This window comes from Acidovorax sp. 69 (genome assembly GCF_002797445.1).
GTDB lineage: Bacteria > Pseudomonadota > Gammaproteobacteria > Burkholderiales > Burkholderiaceae_C > Acidovorax.
This window is the reverse complement of the sequence record NZ_PGEP01000001.1, coordinates 3864814-3879902: the sequence shown is the minus strand read 5'-3', so window position 1 is coordinate 3879902 and position 15089 is coordinate 3864814. Positions and strand designations below refer to the sequence as shown.

At 65.3% G+C, this 15089-nt stretch carries 10 protein-coding genes; 8 read left to right on the top strand and 2 right to left on the bottom strand.

Features of this window, described 5'->3' with window-relative positions; genetic code table 11:
- The first annotated feature begins 61 nt into the window (after positions 1-61).
- Positions 62-2173 carry a diguanylate cyclase domain-containing protein gene (locus CLU85_RS17770; protein WP_100411427.1) on the top strand — a complete coding sequence of 704 codons (2112 nt, stop codon included), beginning with the start codon at positions 62-64 and terminating at the stop codon, positions 2171-2173.
- Between the two features lie 863 nt (positions 2174-3036).
- Here CLU85_RS17770 and xdhB read toward each other — a convergent pair.
- Both xdhB and xdhA read right to left on the bottom strand, forming a co-directional pair.
- The gene (gene xdhB, locus CLU85_RS17760; RefSeq protein WP_100411425.1) at positions 3037-5385 is read right to left on the bottom strand and encodes a xanthine dehydrogenase molybdopterin binding subunit; all 2349 of its coding nucleotides are present in this window, start codon (positions 5383-5385) and stop codon (positions 3037-3039) included.
- Entirely contained in the window at positions 5382-6893 is a 1512-nt protein-coding gene (gene xdhA / locus CLU85_RS17755; protein WP_198509215.1) for a xanthine dehydrogenase small subunit, read from the bottom strand. The genes xdhB and xdhA overlap by 4 nt, the downstream gene beginning before the upstream one ends.
- 98 nt (positions 6894-6991) lie before the next feature.
- On the opposite strand from xdhA, the gene CLU85_RS17750 reads away from it, so the two are divergent.
- From CLU85_RS17750 to CLU85_RS17720, 7 genes are all read left to right on the top strand, one after another.
- A complete protein-coding gene (locus CLU85_RS17750) occupies positions 6992-7924 on the top strand; it encodes a LysR family transcriptional regulator (RefSeq protein ID WP_100411424.1) in 933 nt (310 codons plus the stop codon).
- Between the two features lie 80 nt (positions 7925-8004).
- A complete protein-coding gene (locus tag CLU85_RS17745) occupies positions 8005-9606 on the top strand; it encodes an ABC transporter ATP-binding protein (RefSeq protein WP_100411423.1) in 1602 nt (533 codons plus the stop codon).
- On the top strand, positions 9599-10672 hold the full coding sequence (locus CLU85_RS17740) for an ABC transporter permease (protein WP_100411422.1): 1074 nt from the start codon (positions 9599-9601) through the stop codon (positions 10670-10672). The genes CLU85_RS17745 and CLU85_RS17740 overlap by 8 nt, the downstream gene beginning before the upstream one ends.
- A complete protein-coding gene (locus CLU85_RS17735; RefSeq protein WP_100411421.1) occupies positions 10672-11592 on the top strand; it encodes an ABC transporter permease in 921 nt (306 codons plus the stop codon). The genes CLU85_RS17740 and CLU85_RS17735 overlap by 1 nt, the downstream gene beginning before the upstream one ends.
- A gap of 108 nt (positions 11593-11700) precedes the next feature.
- The gene (locus CLU85_RS17730) at positions 11701-12867 is read left to right on the top strand and encodes a BMP family ABC transporter substrate-binding protein (protein ID WP_100411420.1); all 1167 of its coding nucleotides are present in this window, start codon (positions 11701-11703) and stop codon (positions 12865-12867) included.
- A 120-nt stretch (positions 12868-12987) separates the two neighbouring features.
- Positions 12988-13971, top strand: coding sequence for an aromatic ring-hydroxylating dioxygenase subunit alpha (locus CLU85_RS17725; protein WP_100411419.1), 984 nt, complete (start codon positions 12988-12990; stop codon positions 13969-13971).
- Positions 13971-15023 carry an adenosine deaminase gene (locus CLU85_RS17720; protein ID WP_100411418.1) on the top strand — a complete coding sequence of 351 codons (1053 nt, stop codon included), beginning with the start codon at positions 13971-13973 and terminating at the stop codon, positions 15021-15023. The genes CLU85_RS17725 and CLU85_RS17720 overlap by 1 nt, the downstream gene beginning before the upstream one ends.
- The last annotated feature ends 66 nt before the right edge of the window (positions 15024-15089 follow it).

Here is a 15089-nt window from a genome sequence, read left to right as displayed (position 1 = left end):
GGTGACCCGTCCCCATGCCTAACCCCCTGCGAGCCTGCGGCGCGCCCTTGTCGGAGCGGCCATGACCTCTCCAGCACCTTCGGCTGCGCCCGACGACGCGCCAGTCTGGTTGGTGCCGGGGGCGTTGGTGTTGCGGCTCATGCTGGTGGCGGTGCTGGCTGTGGCCTTGTCGGGCGCGGTGGCCGCGTGGCTGGTTACCCGCGCATCGGGGCAAGAGGCCGTGCGCCGGATGGTGAGTCAGCAAACCGATGAGGTCGAGGTGGTGGCCCGCCTGCTGGCCAGCAAGATCGAACAAAGCCAGAAGGTGCTGCGCACCGTGGCTGCAGGCATCACGCCGGGCATGCTGGAATCCCCCTCGTCACTGGAATGGCTGCTGCAGCAGGGGCTTCCCGCTGTGCAGTTTTTCGACACGATGCAGGTGGCCCGCGACAACGGCGAGCTGCGCCTTAACCTGCGCGCCGGGCTTTTGCAAAAAGCCGCCGACTTGGACCCCGCCGAGCGTGATGCCTTGCGCCGCACCCTGGTCGATGGCAAGCCGCTGGTGTCTGAGCTGATTGCGGGCCGCACCAGCGACGCACGCGTCATGTTCACCATGCCGCTGCACCGCGAGGACGGCACGGTGCTGGGGGTGGTGGCGGGAGCGCTGCGCCTGCAATCGCAAAGCCTGTTGCCCCCGTCGATGACGCTGCCCGCACGCGATGATTCGCAGCTCATTGTTTTCACGCGCGACGGCACCATCCTGTCGCACTCTGACCCCACCCGCATCCTGGGGCAGGTGCGCGACGAGGCCGGGCTGGCACCCGTGTACGGGCGCTGGCTGACCCAGGCCCAGCCGGTGGTGGGGCGGGGCATGACGCATGTGCAGCCTGACCACATCGTGAGCATGGCCGGCATGCCCCTGCCCCAGTGGATCGTGGCGCGGGTCAGCACGTCGCAGGCGCTGCTGGCGCCGCTGCGGGGCGCCCAGCGCGAAGCCTGGTGGCTGGCCGTGGCGAGCATGGCGTTGTGCATGCTGTTGGCGGTGGTCTTGATGGGCTGGATGGCTCATCCCCTGGCACAGCTCACCCACAAGGCGCGCCAGCTCCTCAAGACCAGCGCCGGTCAGCAATCGCCTGAAGACATGGACTGGCCGCGCGCAGGGGGCGAAGTGGGTGATCTGGTGCGCGTTTTCCAGGGCCTGGTTTACCAGGGCAACCTGCAGCAGCAGCACAAGGACACCCTTGATGGGCAATTTCAGGCCGTGTTGGACAGCGCTTCGGTGGGCATCATCATCTCGCGCCACGGCATGCTGGATGTGGTCGGCCGACAGGCCTGCGTGATGCTGGGCTACACGGCGCAAGAGCTGCAGGGGCGCCCCGCACGCACCGTTTACGCCAGCGATGCGGACTATGTCCAGGTGGGTGCGCGGGTGCGCTCCGAGATGGCGGCCCACGGTGCGTTCGATGGCGACATCTGCTTTATGCGCAAGGACGGCACGCCCGTGTGGGCCCGGGTGCAGGGGCGGGGCGTGCGGCCCGACGAGATGCATGGCGGCACGGTCTGGATCCTGGAAGACATCACCGCCGCCCGCGAGGCGCGGGTACAGCAGTCGTGGGAGCGCATGCACGACGCACTCACACAGCTCTACAACCGCGCGGCCTTCGATGAACGGCTGGGCCTGCTCATGGCGGAGCGCTCCACGCGCCTGCGTGGTGCCGACGACGAGGGCAGTGAGCCGCAGGGGGATGGCGTGGTTCTGTTTCTCGACCTGGATCACTTCACCGTGGTCAACGACATCGCTGGCCACGATGCGGGCGACGATGTGTTGCGCCACGTGGCCCGCCTGCTGGCCTCGCAGGTGCGTCCGATCGGTTGGGCGGCGCGGCTGGGCGGCGATGAGTTTGCCGTGGTGTTGCCCGGCTGTGCGCTGGCGCGGGGGCAGGCGGTGGCCGAGCAGCTGCGTGCCGCGGTGCATGCCTGGGAGCCGTCGTACCAGGGGCGCAGCTTTACGCTGGGGGTGAGCATTGGCCTGGTGGTGCTGGACGCGAGTTTGCAGGATGTGCCGTCGGTGTTGTATGCGGCGGACATGGCTTGTTATGACGCCAAGCGGGCGGGGCGCAACCGGGTGGAGACGCGGCATGCGAGGGATGCGTCGGTGACTTCTTCGGGGCGGATGGCTTTGGGGCCTGTTTGAGGGCTTTTGGGCTGGATGCGCTAGTGGGATATGCGGTGGTAGCTATTGATTTTGTAGTGTTGGTTTTTGTGCGTTGATTGGGTGGCGTGCCTTGGTTGAGGGCGGAGGCCGGGAGTCGCCCCGGCGGGCGAGGTACTTGTTCTTTGCTTCGCCAAAGAAAAGTACCCAAAAGAAAGGCGACCCCCAGTCTGCGACCCCCTCGCTGGCGCTACGGGGCAAACCTGCGTCGTGGCGGCTGCGGGGTGCGCCGTGGAACTCACTGCGCTGCGTTGCAGCTTCGTTCAGACATCCACGGCGAGTCAGTACACGAAGCACGCGCGCTCCGACGCGCGTGCCACCCCGCAACCGCCCCGCCGCAGGCGCAGCCAGCAGGGGGGACAGCCGAACATCCAAACAACCGAACAGCCGGACATCCACTCGGGCCATCGCTGCGCTCGGCCACGCCTGCGCAGCGCGTGGCGCTTGCGCCCGCGATGTAGGGCCGAGCGCAGCAAAGACCCGTGTGGCTGTTCTGTCCGCCTTGCCCCTGTGGATGCGCCGAGGAGCGCAGGGTTTGGCGGATCAGGGCTCGCGTGTGTCTGAGCGACGCGCAGCGGCGCGAGTTGAGCGAGACCCCGCCAAACCCGAGCACCGCAGGTTGCCCCGGAGCGAAGCGCAGGGGACGCAGACAGTGGGGTCGCCCTTTCTTTGGTTCCTTTCTTTCGGCGACGCGAAAGAAAGGGACTCGCATGCCGGGCGACTCCCGGCCTCCGCCCTTAGACGAAGCATGCAGTCACACCGGCACATCAATCGACGAACAGGGAGGTTGATTCAAAATCAATAGCTACCAGCCCATATCCCACTGGCACCAGCAGCCAAAACCATCACTCTTCCAACCGCCCCAATGCCTTGAGCACATTCTCCGCCGTCGCCGGCGCCATCAACGCCACCGGCGCTGCAGCATCCACCCCGCTACGCCCCGCTGCCACCGCATTGCGCAACGCCTCATACACACTGATCGCCAGCATGAACGGCGGCTCGCCCACGGCCTTGCTGCCGCCCACGTTGTCCTCGCGGTTGGCTTCTGGCCACAAATTCACCTTGAAGTGCGCCGGGATGTCGCCCGTGGCCGGTATCTTGTAGGTGCTGGGCGCGTGGGTGGTGAGCAGGCCCTTGTCGTTCCACACCAGTTGCTCGGTGGTCAGCCACCCCATGCCCTGCACAAAACCACCCTCGATCTGGCCAATGTCGATGGCCGGGTTGATGCTGTGGCCCACGTCGTGCAGGATGTCCACCTTCAGCACGCGGCTCTCGCCGGTCAGCGTATCGATCACCACTTCGGAGCAGGCCGCGCCGTAGCTGAAGTAGTAGAACGGTCGGCCGGTGAGGGTGGTCTTGTCGTAGTGGATCTTGGGCGTGCGATAGAAACCATCGCTCCACAGCTGGATGCGGTTGGCATACGCGGCTTGCACCACGTCCTCGAAACGGCGCACCGTCTTGGGTGAGATGACCTGCCCACCCGCAAACTGGATGGCCCCGGCACCGCAACCGTCCAGCCCACACACGAACGAGGCGAGGTTGTCGCGCACGTTGCGCGCAGCGTACTGCGCAGCGCGGCCGTTCAGGTCGGTGCCGCTGCTGGCCGCCGTGGCGCTGGCGTTGGGTACTTTGCTGGTGTCGCTGGCCGTGACCAGCACGCGGTGCAGGGGCACGCCCAGCTCATCCGCCACGATCTGCGCCACCTTGGTGTGCAGGCCCTGGCCCATTTCGGTGCCGCCGTGGTTCACCTGCACGCTGCCGTCGGTGTACACATGCACCAGCGCGCCCGCCTGGTTGAACAGCGTGGCCGTGAAGCTGATGCCGAACTTGACCGGCGTGATGGCCATGCCGCGCTTGAGGACCGGGTTGTGCGCATTCCAGGCCGCGATCTCGGCCTGGCGCTGGCGGTAGCCCGAGGTCTGCTCCAGCGCAGGCAGCAGCGCGTGCAGGATGTTGTCTTCCACCGCCATCTGGTAGTGGGTGACGTTGCGGCCGCTGCTCGCGTCCTTGCCGTACAGGTTGGCCAGGCGCACGTCCTGCGCATCGCGGCCCAGCGCACGCGCGATATCCCCCAAGATGGCCTCGATCACGATCACGCCCTGGGGCCCGCCAAAGCCCCGAAACGCGGTGTGGCTCTGGGTGTGGGTTTTGCAGCGGTACGAGGCGATCTCGACGTCGCTCAGGTAGTACGCGTTGTCGGCATGGAACACCGCGCGGTCGGCCACGGGGCCCGACAGGTCGGCGCTGAAGCCGCAGTTGGCGGCCATCTGCAGCTTCAAGCCCGTGACGCGGCCGGTGTCGTCAAAACCCACGTCGTACTCGTACGCAAACGGGTGGCGCTTGCCGGTGACCATGAAGTCCTCGTCCCGGTCCAGCCGCAGCTTGATGGGGCGACCCAGTTTGTTGGCGGCCACAGCGGCCCACACGGCCAGGTGCCCGGCCTGGGTTTCCTTGCCGCCAAAGCCACCGCCCATGCGGCGGCACTCCACGCGCACCGCATGGTTGTCTATGCCTAAAGCGTGCGCCACCCAGTGCTGCACCTCGCCGGGGTGCTGGGTGCTGGAGTAGATCCACCACTGCTTTTGCTCCAGCGGCATGGCGTAGGCGATCTGGCCTTCGAGGTAGAAATGCTCTTGCCCGCCGACTTCAAACGCTCCCTGCATGCGGTGCGCCGATTGCGTCAAACCTGTTGCTGCGTCGCCCCGCCGCACGAACACGGGCGGCAGCACATAGCTTTGGGTCTTCAGCGCTTCCTGCACCGTCAGCACGGCGGGCAAGGGGGTGATGTCGAGCTTCACGGCACGCACGGCGCGACGTGCCTGCATCACCGAGTCAGCCACCACCAAGCCGATGACCTGGCCGATGTGCTGCACGCTGCCCAGCGCAAACACGGGCTCGTCGTGCCCGAACGCGGCCAGGATCTTGTCGCCGGGCACGTCGGCCGCCAGCACCACGCCGCGCACGCCGGGCAGTGCCCGCGCGGCGGTGGCGTCCACGCCGTTCAGGGTGCCATGCGCCACGGTCGAGAGGATGGGCGCGGCGTACAGCGTGCCCTTCACCTCGGGCAGGTCGTCGATGTAGTGCGCAGCCCCGGCCACCTGGGCGCGGGCGCTTTCGTGGATGTGCGACTGGCCCATGGCGGCGCGGGTGGGCGCGGGCAGGGCGGTGTCTGCGATGGTGTGGGGAGCGTTCATACGGCGGCCTCCAGCGTCAGGGTGTCCAGGCTGACAGAGGGCTGGCCCTGGCTCTCCAGCCAGTAGCGCTGCAGCAGGCTGCCCAGCACCTGGCGGCGGTAGGCACCGCTGGCGCGCATGTCGGAGATGGGGTTGAACTCGGCCTGCAGCACTGCAGCAGCGCTTTGCGCGGTGGCCTCGGTCCAGGGCTGGCCAGTCAGCGCCGCCTCGGTCTGCCGTGCGCGGGCCGGGGTGGCAGCCACGCCGCCCGCGCCAATGCTGGCGCGTTGCACGGTGCCGCCCGCGATGTCGAGGTTGAGCACCAGGCAGACGGCGGAGATGTCGTCGTCAAACCGCTTGGAGATCTTGTACGCCCGCAGCTGTTCATGCGCCGAGGGGCGGGGAACCACGATGCGCATCAGCAGCTCATCGGCCGCCATTACGTTCTGCCGGTAGCCGGTGTACAGGTCTTCCAGCGGCAGCTGGCGCTCGCCCCGGGCCTGGCTGGCCAGCACCACCTGGGCGCGCAGCGCGATCAACAGCGGCATCGAGTCGCCAATGGGCGAGCCGTTGGCGACATTGCCGCCCAGCGTGCCCGAGTTGCGCACCGGCAACCCGGCAAACCGCGTGGCAAAACGGTGCAGCTGCGGCCACTGGGTGGTGAGGGCTGCAAACGCGTCGGTCAGCGTGACAGCAGCGCCGATGTGGATGGCGTCAGGGTGCTGTGCCACCTGCCGCAGCTCGGCCGCGCGGGTCACGTCCAGCACCTGGGTGTACTGCTTGTGCTGCTTGGTCACCCACAGCCCCACATCGGTACAACCGGCCACCACTTGGGCGCCAGGGTGCGCCGCACGGGCCGCGAGCAGTTCCGGGAGGGTGGAGGGCGCGATGTAGGCTGAATCGGCCGCTTGCGCCAGTGAATCATGCCGGAGCAGCTCTAGTTTTTGTAGCAATTCGGCCTCGTTGACCGCCATGCCGGGCAGCGATGCCATCTGCTGGGCAGCATCAAGGATGGGGCGGTAGCCGGTGCATCGGCACAGGTTGCCCGAGAGTTCTTCCTGGGCCAGTTCGCGGGTGATGGGCTCGCCATGGCACACATGGTTTTGGTACATGCCAAAGAGGCTCATCACGAAACCGGGCGTACAAAAACCGCATTGAGAGCCGTGGCACTGCACCATCGCCTCTTGCGCTGGGTGCAAGGTGATGGCCTGCCGCGCCGCAGCGGGGGCGTCGCCCACGGGCTGGATCAGCGGGTCTTCGGCCAGGTCTTCCACCGTCCACAGCGCCATGCCGTCCACCGAATGGGCCAGGCGGATGCAGCTGTTCACGGCGCTGTAGTGCAGTTGGCCGCCGCGTTCCTCGCCCAGCACCACCGTGCAGGCGCCGCAGTCGCCTTCGCCGCAGCCTTCCTTGGTGCCGGTGCAGCCCAGGTCCTCGCGCAGCACCTCCAGCAGCGTGCGGTCGGGTGGTACATTGGCCAGCGCCACTGGTTGGCCACGGCGCAGGAATTGCAAGGGTCGGGTTGTCATCACAGAGGCCACTTCGATTTTTACAGTTCAACAGAGGGTAGAGCGCAGCGCCACCACCAGCATAAGCACAAGCTTATGACACCCATGCCCGCACCGCTATGAGAGACCACGCCCTTTTCGACAAGATAGACCTCCATCTGATAAGGGTCTTGCACACCGTGCTCACTGAACGCAGCGTATCGAGGGCCGCCGTCCGCCTGGGCATGCACCAGCCGGCGGTGTCGGCTGCATTGAAAAGGCTGCGCGACCTGTCGGGCGACCCGCTGCTGGTGCGCTCCGGCGCCAGCATGATGCCCACCGACGCTGCGCTGCGCATGGTGGAGCCCGCTGGGGCCATCCTGCGGTCGGCAGAGGCGCTGTTCTCCGACGCGCGCGGGTTTGACCCACGCACGGCCACCCGCACCTTCCGTGTGGCGGCCAGCGATTACCTGGACCCATTGTTCTTGCCCCAACTGGTGGCTCGCATCAAGGTCGAGGCGCCCTTGTGCCCCATCGAGATCCTGCCCCTGTCGGCCGACACGCACTACCACGCACACCTGGCCCAGGGCGAGGTGGATGTGGTCATTGGCAACTGGCCCCAGCCCCCGGACGACCTGCACATGGGCCGCCTGTTTGGCGACGAGGTGGTCTGCCTGGTCGGCAAGGACCACCCCGCCGTGCGGCGTGGCTGGGACGTGGAAAGCTGGCTGTCCGCCGAACACATTGCCCCCACGCCCACCCACCCCGGTGCGCGCGGCGTGATCGACGCCCACCTGGACAGCCTGGGCATGCAGCGCCATATCACGGCGCGCTGCGCGCATTTCAGCCTGATCCCCAGCATCGTGGCATCGAGCTTGCTTGTGCTGACCACGGGCCGCCAGTATTGCGAACGGTATGTAGAGCAGCTTCCGCTGGCCATCCTGCCCTGCCCGGTGGCGTTTCCCCGACTCATGTACTACCAGCTGTGGCATGCACGCACGCACCACTCGGCAGCGGCCGCCTGGTTGCGCGACTGTGTAAAAACCGTGGCTGCTTCGCTACGAAAAGAATAGCTGCTAGCGCATGCTGAACAAGCGCAAGAAGGTGTTTTCATTCTTATAACAAGTTGTAAAACTGAGAGACAATCCCCCGCATGAGTTCACCCCCTACTCCTTCCGCACCGGGCGCATCGCCGCCGCCCCGGCTGCAGCTTGTGGGCATCACCAAGCGCTACCCGGCCGTGGTGGCCAACAGTGGTGTGTCGCTCACGGTGCTGCCTGGTGAAATCCATGCCGTGCTGGGCGAAAACGGCGCGGGCAAGTCCACGCTGATGAAAATCATCTACGGCTCGGTCAAGCCCGACGAAGGCAGCGTGTTCTTCAACGGCCAGGCCGTGCAGGTGCGCAACCCGCAAGAGGCGCGGGCGCTAGGCATTGCCATGGTGTTCCAGCACTTCAGTTTGTTCGACACCCTCACGGTGGCTGAGAACGTGTGGCTGGGCCTGGACAAAAGCCAGGCTCTGGCCGAGGTCACCCAGCGCATCACCGCCAAGGCGGCCGAGTACGGCCTGGACATTGACCCGCTGCGCCCGGTGCACACGCTGAGCGTGGGCGAGATGCAGCGGGTGGAAATCATCCGCGCGCTGCTCACCAACCCCAAGGTGCTGATCCTGGACGAGCCCACCTCGGTGCTCACACCCCAGGCCGTCGAAAAGCTGTTTGTCGTGCTGCGCAAGCTGGCCAGCGAGGGCTGCAGCATCCTCTATATCAGCCACAAGCTGCACGAGATCCGTGCCCTGTGCACCGCCTGCACGGTGCTGCGCGGCGGCAAAGTCACGGGCGTGTGCAACCCGGCCGAAGAATCCAATGCATCCCTGTCGCGCCTGATGATTGGCGCCGAACCGCCCGCGCTGGAACACCGCGCCGTGCAGACCGGCGCCACGGTGCTGCGCGTGCAGGGCCTGTCGCTGCCGCGCGTGGACCAGTTTGGTGTAGACCTGATCGACCTGCAGTTCGAGGTGAAGGCGGGCGAGGTGGTGGGCATCGCGGGCGTATCGGGCAATGGGCAAAAGGAGTTGCTGTACGCCCTGTCGGGCGAAGACCAGCGCGCCGAGCCCGCCAGCATCCAGGTGTCAGGCCAGAACGCGGGCCGCATGGGCCCGGGCCAGCGGCGCGCGCTGGGTCTGCATTTTGTGCCCGAGGAGCGCCTGGGCCGGGGCGCCGTGCCCACCATGGGCCTGGCGCACAACCTGCTGCTCACGCGCACCAACTCGGTGGGCGGCAGCGGCTGGATCAAGGTGGGGGCATTGCAAAAGCATGCCCAGGACATCATCCAGCGCTTCAACGTGAAGGCGGGAGGGCCCCACGCTGCGGCCAAGTCGCTGTCGGGTGGCAACCTGCAAAAGTTCATCGTGGGGCGCGAGATGGACGCCAACCCCAAGCTGCTCATCGTCTCGCAACCCACTTGGGGCGTGGACGTGGGCGCGGCGGCGCAGATTCGCGGCTCCATCCTGGCGCTGCGCGACGCGGGCTGTGCGGTGCTGGTGGTCAGTGAGGAGTTGGACGAATTGTTTGAAATCTGCGATCGGCTGCATGTGGTGGCCAAGGGACACCTGTCGCCCTCGGTGCCGCGTACCGAGGCCACGGTGGAACGCATTGGCGAATGGATGAGCGGCCTGTGGCATGCCGATGTGCAAGCCCATCTGGCGCAGCAGCATCAACAACAGGCCCGGGAAGGGGAGGCGCAGCATGCTTAAGCTCGAAGCGCGCCCTCAGGCCTCGAAGCTCTGGACCTACGGCTCGCCCTTGCTGGCGCTGGCGTTCACGGTGTTGATTGGGGTGGTTTTGTTCATGGCGCTGGGCAAAGACCCGGCTCGGGGGCTGCAGGTGTTTTTTTGGGAACCCATCAAGACGCCGTACGCCATCGGTGAACTCATGGTCAAGGCCACGCCGCTTTTGCTCATCGCTCTGGGGCTGGCCGTGTGTTTTCGCTCCAACGTGTGGAACATCGGCGCCGAAGGGCAGTTTGTCATCGGCGCCGTGGCGGCGGGGGGCATGGCGCTGCTGGCCGACAAGACCACGGGGCCGTGGATCGTGCCCGCCATCTTGCTGGCCGGCGTGCTGGGCGGCATGGCATGGGCGGGGCTCACGGCGCTGCTGCGTGACAAGTTCAATGCCAATGAAATTCTGGTGAGCCTGATGCTGGTCTATGTGGCCACTTTGGTGCTGGGCTACCTGGTCTATGGCCCATGGAAGGACCCCATGGGCTACAACTTTCCCCAGACCAAGAACTTTGAAAAGGTCACGCAGATTCCGCGTCTGATGCAGGGCTCGCGCATGTCGATTGGCCTGCTGCTGGCCCTGGCCGGTGCGGGTGCGCTGTGGGTGTTCCTGTTCCGTACCCGTGCGGGTTTTGCCCAGCAGGTGGGCGGGCTGGCGCCAGCGGCGGCGCGCTACGCGGGTTTTTCGTCGCGCCGCGCGCTGTGGACGGCATTGTTGATCTCGGGCGGCGCAGCCGGCCTGGCGGGCGCTCTGGAAGTGGCGGGGCCGATCGGCCAGCTCACGCCCTATGTGCCGGCAGGCTATGGCTTTGCGGCCATCATCGTGGCCTTTGTGGGGCGCCTGCACCCGGTGGGCATGATTTTGTCGGCCATCCTCATGAGCATGTTCTATATCGGCGGTGAGCTGGCGCAGTCGCGCCTGGGCCTGCCCAAGTCGTTGACGGGCGTGTTCCAGGGCCTGCTGCTTTTCACGCTGCTGGCCTGTGACACGTTGATTGCCTACCGCGTGCGCTGGGTTGGCAGCAAGAAAGGAGGTGTCTGATGGAGTCTTATGCACTGCTTATCGGCGCCACGCTCAGTGCGGGCACCGTGTTGGCCATTGCAGCACTTGGCCTGCTGATCAACGAAAAGGCCGGCATCGTCAACCTGGGCGCCGAGGGCATGATGCTGTGCGCCGCCATTGCAGGATTTGCCACCGTGGTGCACACGGGCAATACCTGGCTCGGGTTTGCGGCAGGCATGGCCGCTGGCGCCGTGCTGGCCGCTATCTTTGGTGTGCTGGTGATCTGGCTCAATACCAACCAGTACGCCACCGGGCTCGCGCTCAGCCTGTTCGGGGTGGGGTTCTCGGCCTTTGCCGGCATCAGCTATGTGCAGGCCAAGCTGCCCGAGCTGCCGAAGTACGCCGTTCCTGTGTTGGGCGATGTGCCGCTGCTCGGCCCCGCGCTGTTCCAGCAGCACCCGCTGGTGTACCTCACCATGCTGCTGGTGGCGGGGCTGATCTGGTTTTTGTACCGCTCGCGTGCGGGTCTGGTGCTGCGTTCGGTGGGTGAATCCCCTGAGTCGGCCCACGCGTTGGGTTACCCGGTGCGCCGTATCCGGCTGGCGGCCGTGGTGGTCGGGGGTGCGCTGTGCGGGCTGGCGGGTGCCTACATCTCTACGGTCTACACCCCGCTGTGGGTGGAGGGCATGGTGGCCGGGCGCGGCTGGATTGCGCTAGCGCTCACCACCTTTGCCACCTGGCGCCCGGCACGGGTGTTGCTTGGTGCTTACCTGTTTGGTGGGGTGACCATGTTGCAGTTCCATTTGCAGGCCACGGGCGTGCAGGTGGCCAGCCAGTTGCTGAGCATGCTGCCCTATGTAGCCACCATCGTGGTGCTGGCGCTGATCTCGCGCAACCCGGCGTGGATCCGTATCAACATGCCGGCGTCGCTGGGCAAGTCGTTCTATCCGGGCTCGTAGTTGCTCCAGGCCCAAGAATTGCAGATGACCCGGCAGTAGATCGCACCATAATGATTGTTTTCGCCCCCCAACCTTTGCAAGCCTCACTTCTTCAATAAGGAAACCGACATGACTGATCTGCAGAAACGCTCCCTGCTCAAAGTGGCAGCGCTCTCCGCCGTGGCTGCTGCCGCCCTCGTGGGCTGTGGCAAGAAGGAAGAACCGGCACCGGCCCCCGCGCCTGCTCCGGCCCCTGTGGCAGAGGCACCGGCTCCCAAGCCCGAGCCACTGAAGATTGCGTTTGCCTATGTCGGCCCTGTGGGTGACGGTGGCTGGTCGTTTGCCCACGACAACGGCCGCAAGGCCGTCGAGAAGGAGTTTGGCGACAAGGTGGTGACGAGCTTCGTTGAAAGCGTGCCTGAATCGGCCGACGCCGAGCGCGTGCTGCGCGACCTGGCTGGCCAGGGCAATAAGGTGATCTTTGGCACGACCTTTGGCTACATGGAGTCCATGCTCAAAGTGGCAGAAGACAACAAGGGTGTGAAGTTCGAACATGCCACCGGCTACAAGACGGCCGAGAACATGCGTACCTATGACAGCCGCACCTACGAAGGCGCGTACATGGCGGGCATCATCGCGGGCGCCATGACCAAGTCGAACACGCTGGGCGTGGTGGGCTCGGTGCCTATCCCTGAAGTGATCCGCAACATCAACAGCTTCACGCTGGGTGCGCAGTCGGTCAACCCCAAGATCAAGACCAAGGTGGTGTGGGTGAACGAATGGTTCAGCCCACCGAAGGAAACAGAAGCCGCGACCAGCCTGATCAACGGCGGTGCCGACATCCTGTTCCAGAACACCGACTCGCCCGCCGTGCTCAAGACGGCCCAAGAAAAGGGCAAGCGCGCCTTCGGTTGGGATTCGGACATGACCGCCTACGGCCCCAAGGCCCACCTGGCGTCGGCCGTGATCAACTGGGGCCCTTACTACGTCAAGGCCACCAAGGATGTGCTGGATGGCAACTGGGCGTCTGGCCAGAGCTGGTGGGGTGTGAAGGAAGGCGCTATCGACATCGTCTCCATTGCTGAAGATGTGCCTGCCGACACCAAGGCCAAGGTCGAAGCCGTGAAGAAGGGCCTGGCCGACGGCAGCTTCAGCATCTGGAAGGGCCCCATCGTGGGTCAGGACGGCAAGCCTGTGCTCGAAAAAGACGCGGTGGCTGACGACAAGTTCCTGGGCGGCATCAACTTCTACGTCAAGGGCGTGGAAGGCAAGATCCCTGGCGGCGACAAGAAATAATTCGTACCGCGTCCATCGGCAGTTCTTCGGAGCTGCTGTGATAAAGGGCCGCCCTGGGGTGGCCCTTTTTATTTGACAGGGTCCTGGGCCAGCGCCCGCAAGTTTTCAGGAGCATGGACGATGGTGGAATCAACGTTGTGGCACCCGGTGGCGCTGTCAGAGGCGGTGGCGGCGCAGGCACCGCTGGCCGTGCAGGTGCTGGAACAACCGGTGGTGTTGTGGCGTGATGGCCAAGGCGTTGTGCACGCGCTGGCCGACCAGTGCCCGCACCGGGGTGCCCGCCTGTCGCTGGGCCGCGTGACGCCCCAGGGCCAGCTGGAGTGCCCCTACCATGGCTGGCAGTTTGCGGCCGGTGGGCAATGCACCCATGTGCCCGCACTGCCCACTTTTGTACCCCCGGCCACGCACTGCGCCAGACACTTCAAGGTGCAGGAGGCCTATGGCCTGGTATGGGTGCGCATGGCCTCGGGCGACCAGGATCTGCCCACATTCGCTGCAGAAAGTGATGCCCGCCTGCGCAAGCTCAACTGCGGTCCCTACGACGTAGCGGCCAGTGCGCCGCGCATCATCGAGAATTTTCTGGACATGTCGCATTTCGGCTTTGTGCACGAAGGCTGGCTGGGCAGCCGCGAAGCGACGGCCATCGACGACTACCGCGTGGAGCCCACGCCCACGGGCCTGCTGGCCACGGGCTGTAAAGCGTGGCAACCGCAATCCAACCTGCATTCCACGGCGGCAGCCCAGGTCGAATACACCTACGAAGTCACGGCCCCCTATGCAGCCGTGCTGACCAAGGTGCCCGAGGTGGGCACCACATCGGTGAATGGCTGGCGCGAGTCGATTGCGTTGTTCATCTGCCCTGTGACACCGGTACGCAGCCGCGTATGGTTTCGCCTGGCAGTGGCTGATTTTGAGTCACCCGACGCCAAGCTGCAGGCCTTTCAGCACACCATTTTCACGCAGGACCAGCCCGTGCTGGAGTCGCAGATGCCACAGTGCCTGCCGCTTGATCTGCGCGCGGAGTTGCATACCGCTGCCGACAAGGCATCATCTGCCTATCGTCGTTTTTTGCGCCAGAGCGGCACCACTTTTGGAGTTTGCTGATGTTCAAAGTCCCCCCTATCTCTGCAGAGCGCCTGCCGAGCCTGCTGCGCGCTATGCCCAAGGCCGAATTGCACATCCACATCGAGGGTTCGCTGGAGCCCGAGCTGATTTTTGCCCTGGCCCAGCGCAATGGCCTGGCTTTGCCGTACGCCAGCGTGGAGGCCCTGCGCAGCGCCTATGCGTTCACCAATCTGCAGAGTTTTCTCGACATTTACTACGCGGGAGCCAGCGTGCTGCTGCACGAGCAGGACTTTTATGACATGGCGCGTGCCTACCTCGGCCGCGCGGCGCGCGACAACGTGCTGCATGCCGAAATTTTCTTCGACCCTCAAACCCACACTGCGCGTGGTGTGGCCATGGAGACGGTCATCAACGGCCTGCACCGTGCCTGTGAAGATGCACGCACCGAACTGGGCATCAGCGCCACGCTGATCCTGTGCTTCCTGCGCCACCTGAGCGAGGAATCTGCCTTCGAGACGCTGGAGCAGGCCATGCCGCTGCTCGACAAAATGGTGGGTGTAGGCCTTGATTCAAGCGAATTGGGTCACCCGCCCGAGAAGTTTGCGCGCGTGTTTGCGCGCTGCCGCGAGCTGGGTCTGCACCTGGTGGCCCATGCCGGCGAGGAGGGCCCTCCTGCGTACATCTGGAGCGCACTGGATGTGCTCAAAGTGGAGCGTATCGACCACGGTGTGCAAGCCGTGCACGATGCCGCACTGATGCAGCGCCTGGCGCAAGACCGCATTGCGCTCACCGTGTGCCCTTTGTCCAACCAGAAGCTGTGTGTGTTCCCAAACCTGGCAGACCATAACCTGGGCAAGCTGCTCGATGCCGGGTTGGCGGCCACGGTCAATTCGGACGACCCCGCCTACTTTGGCGGCTACCTCAACGAAAACTTCACACAGGTGTTTGCTGCCACGGGCCTCACCGCCCGCCATGCCTACCAGCTGGCGTTCAATAGCTTTGAGGCGAGTTTTGTGGGCAATGCCGAAAAGAGGGTGTGGGAGCACAAGCTTAAAGAGGTATTTGAGCGGTGTGTGGAACACGACTATTGAGTGGTGGCTGTGCCGATGGGTCGTGAGCGCGCGACGAGAGGTTTGTGCGCATCAGATCAGGGGCCA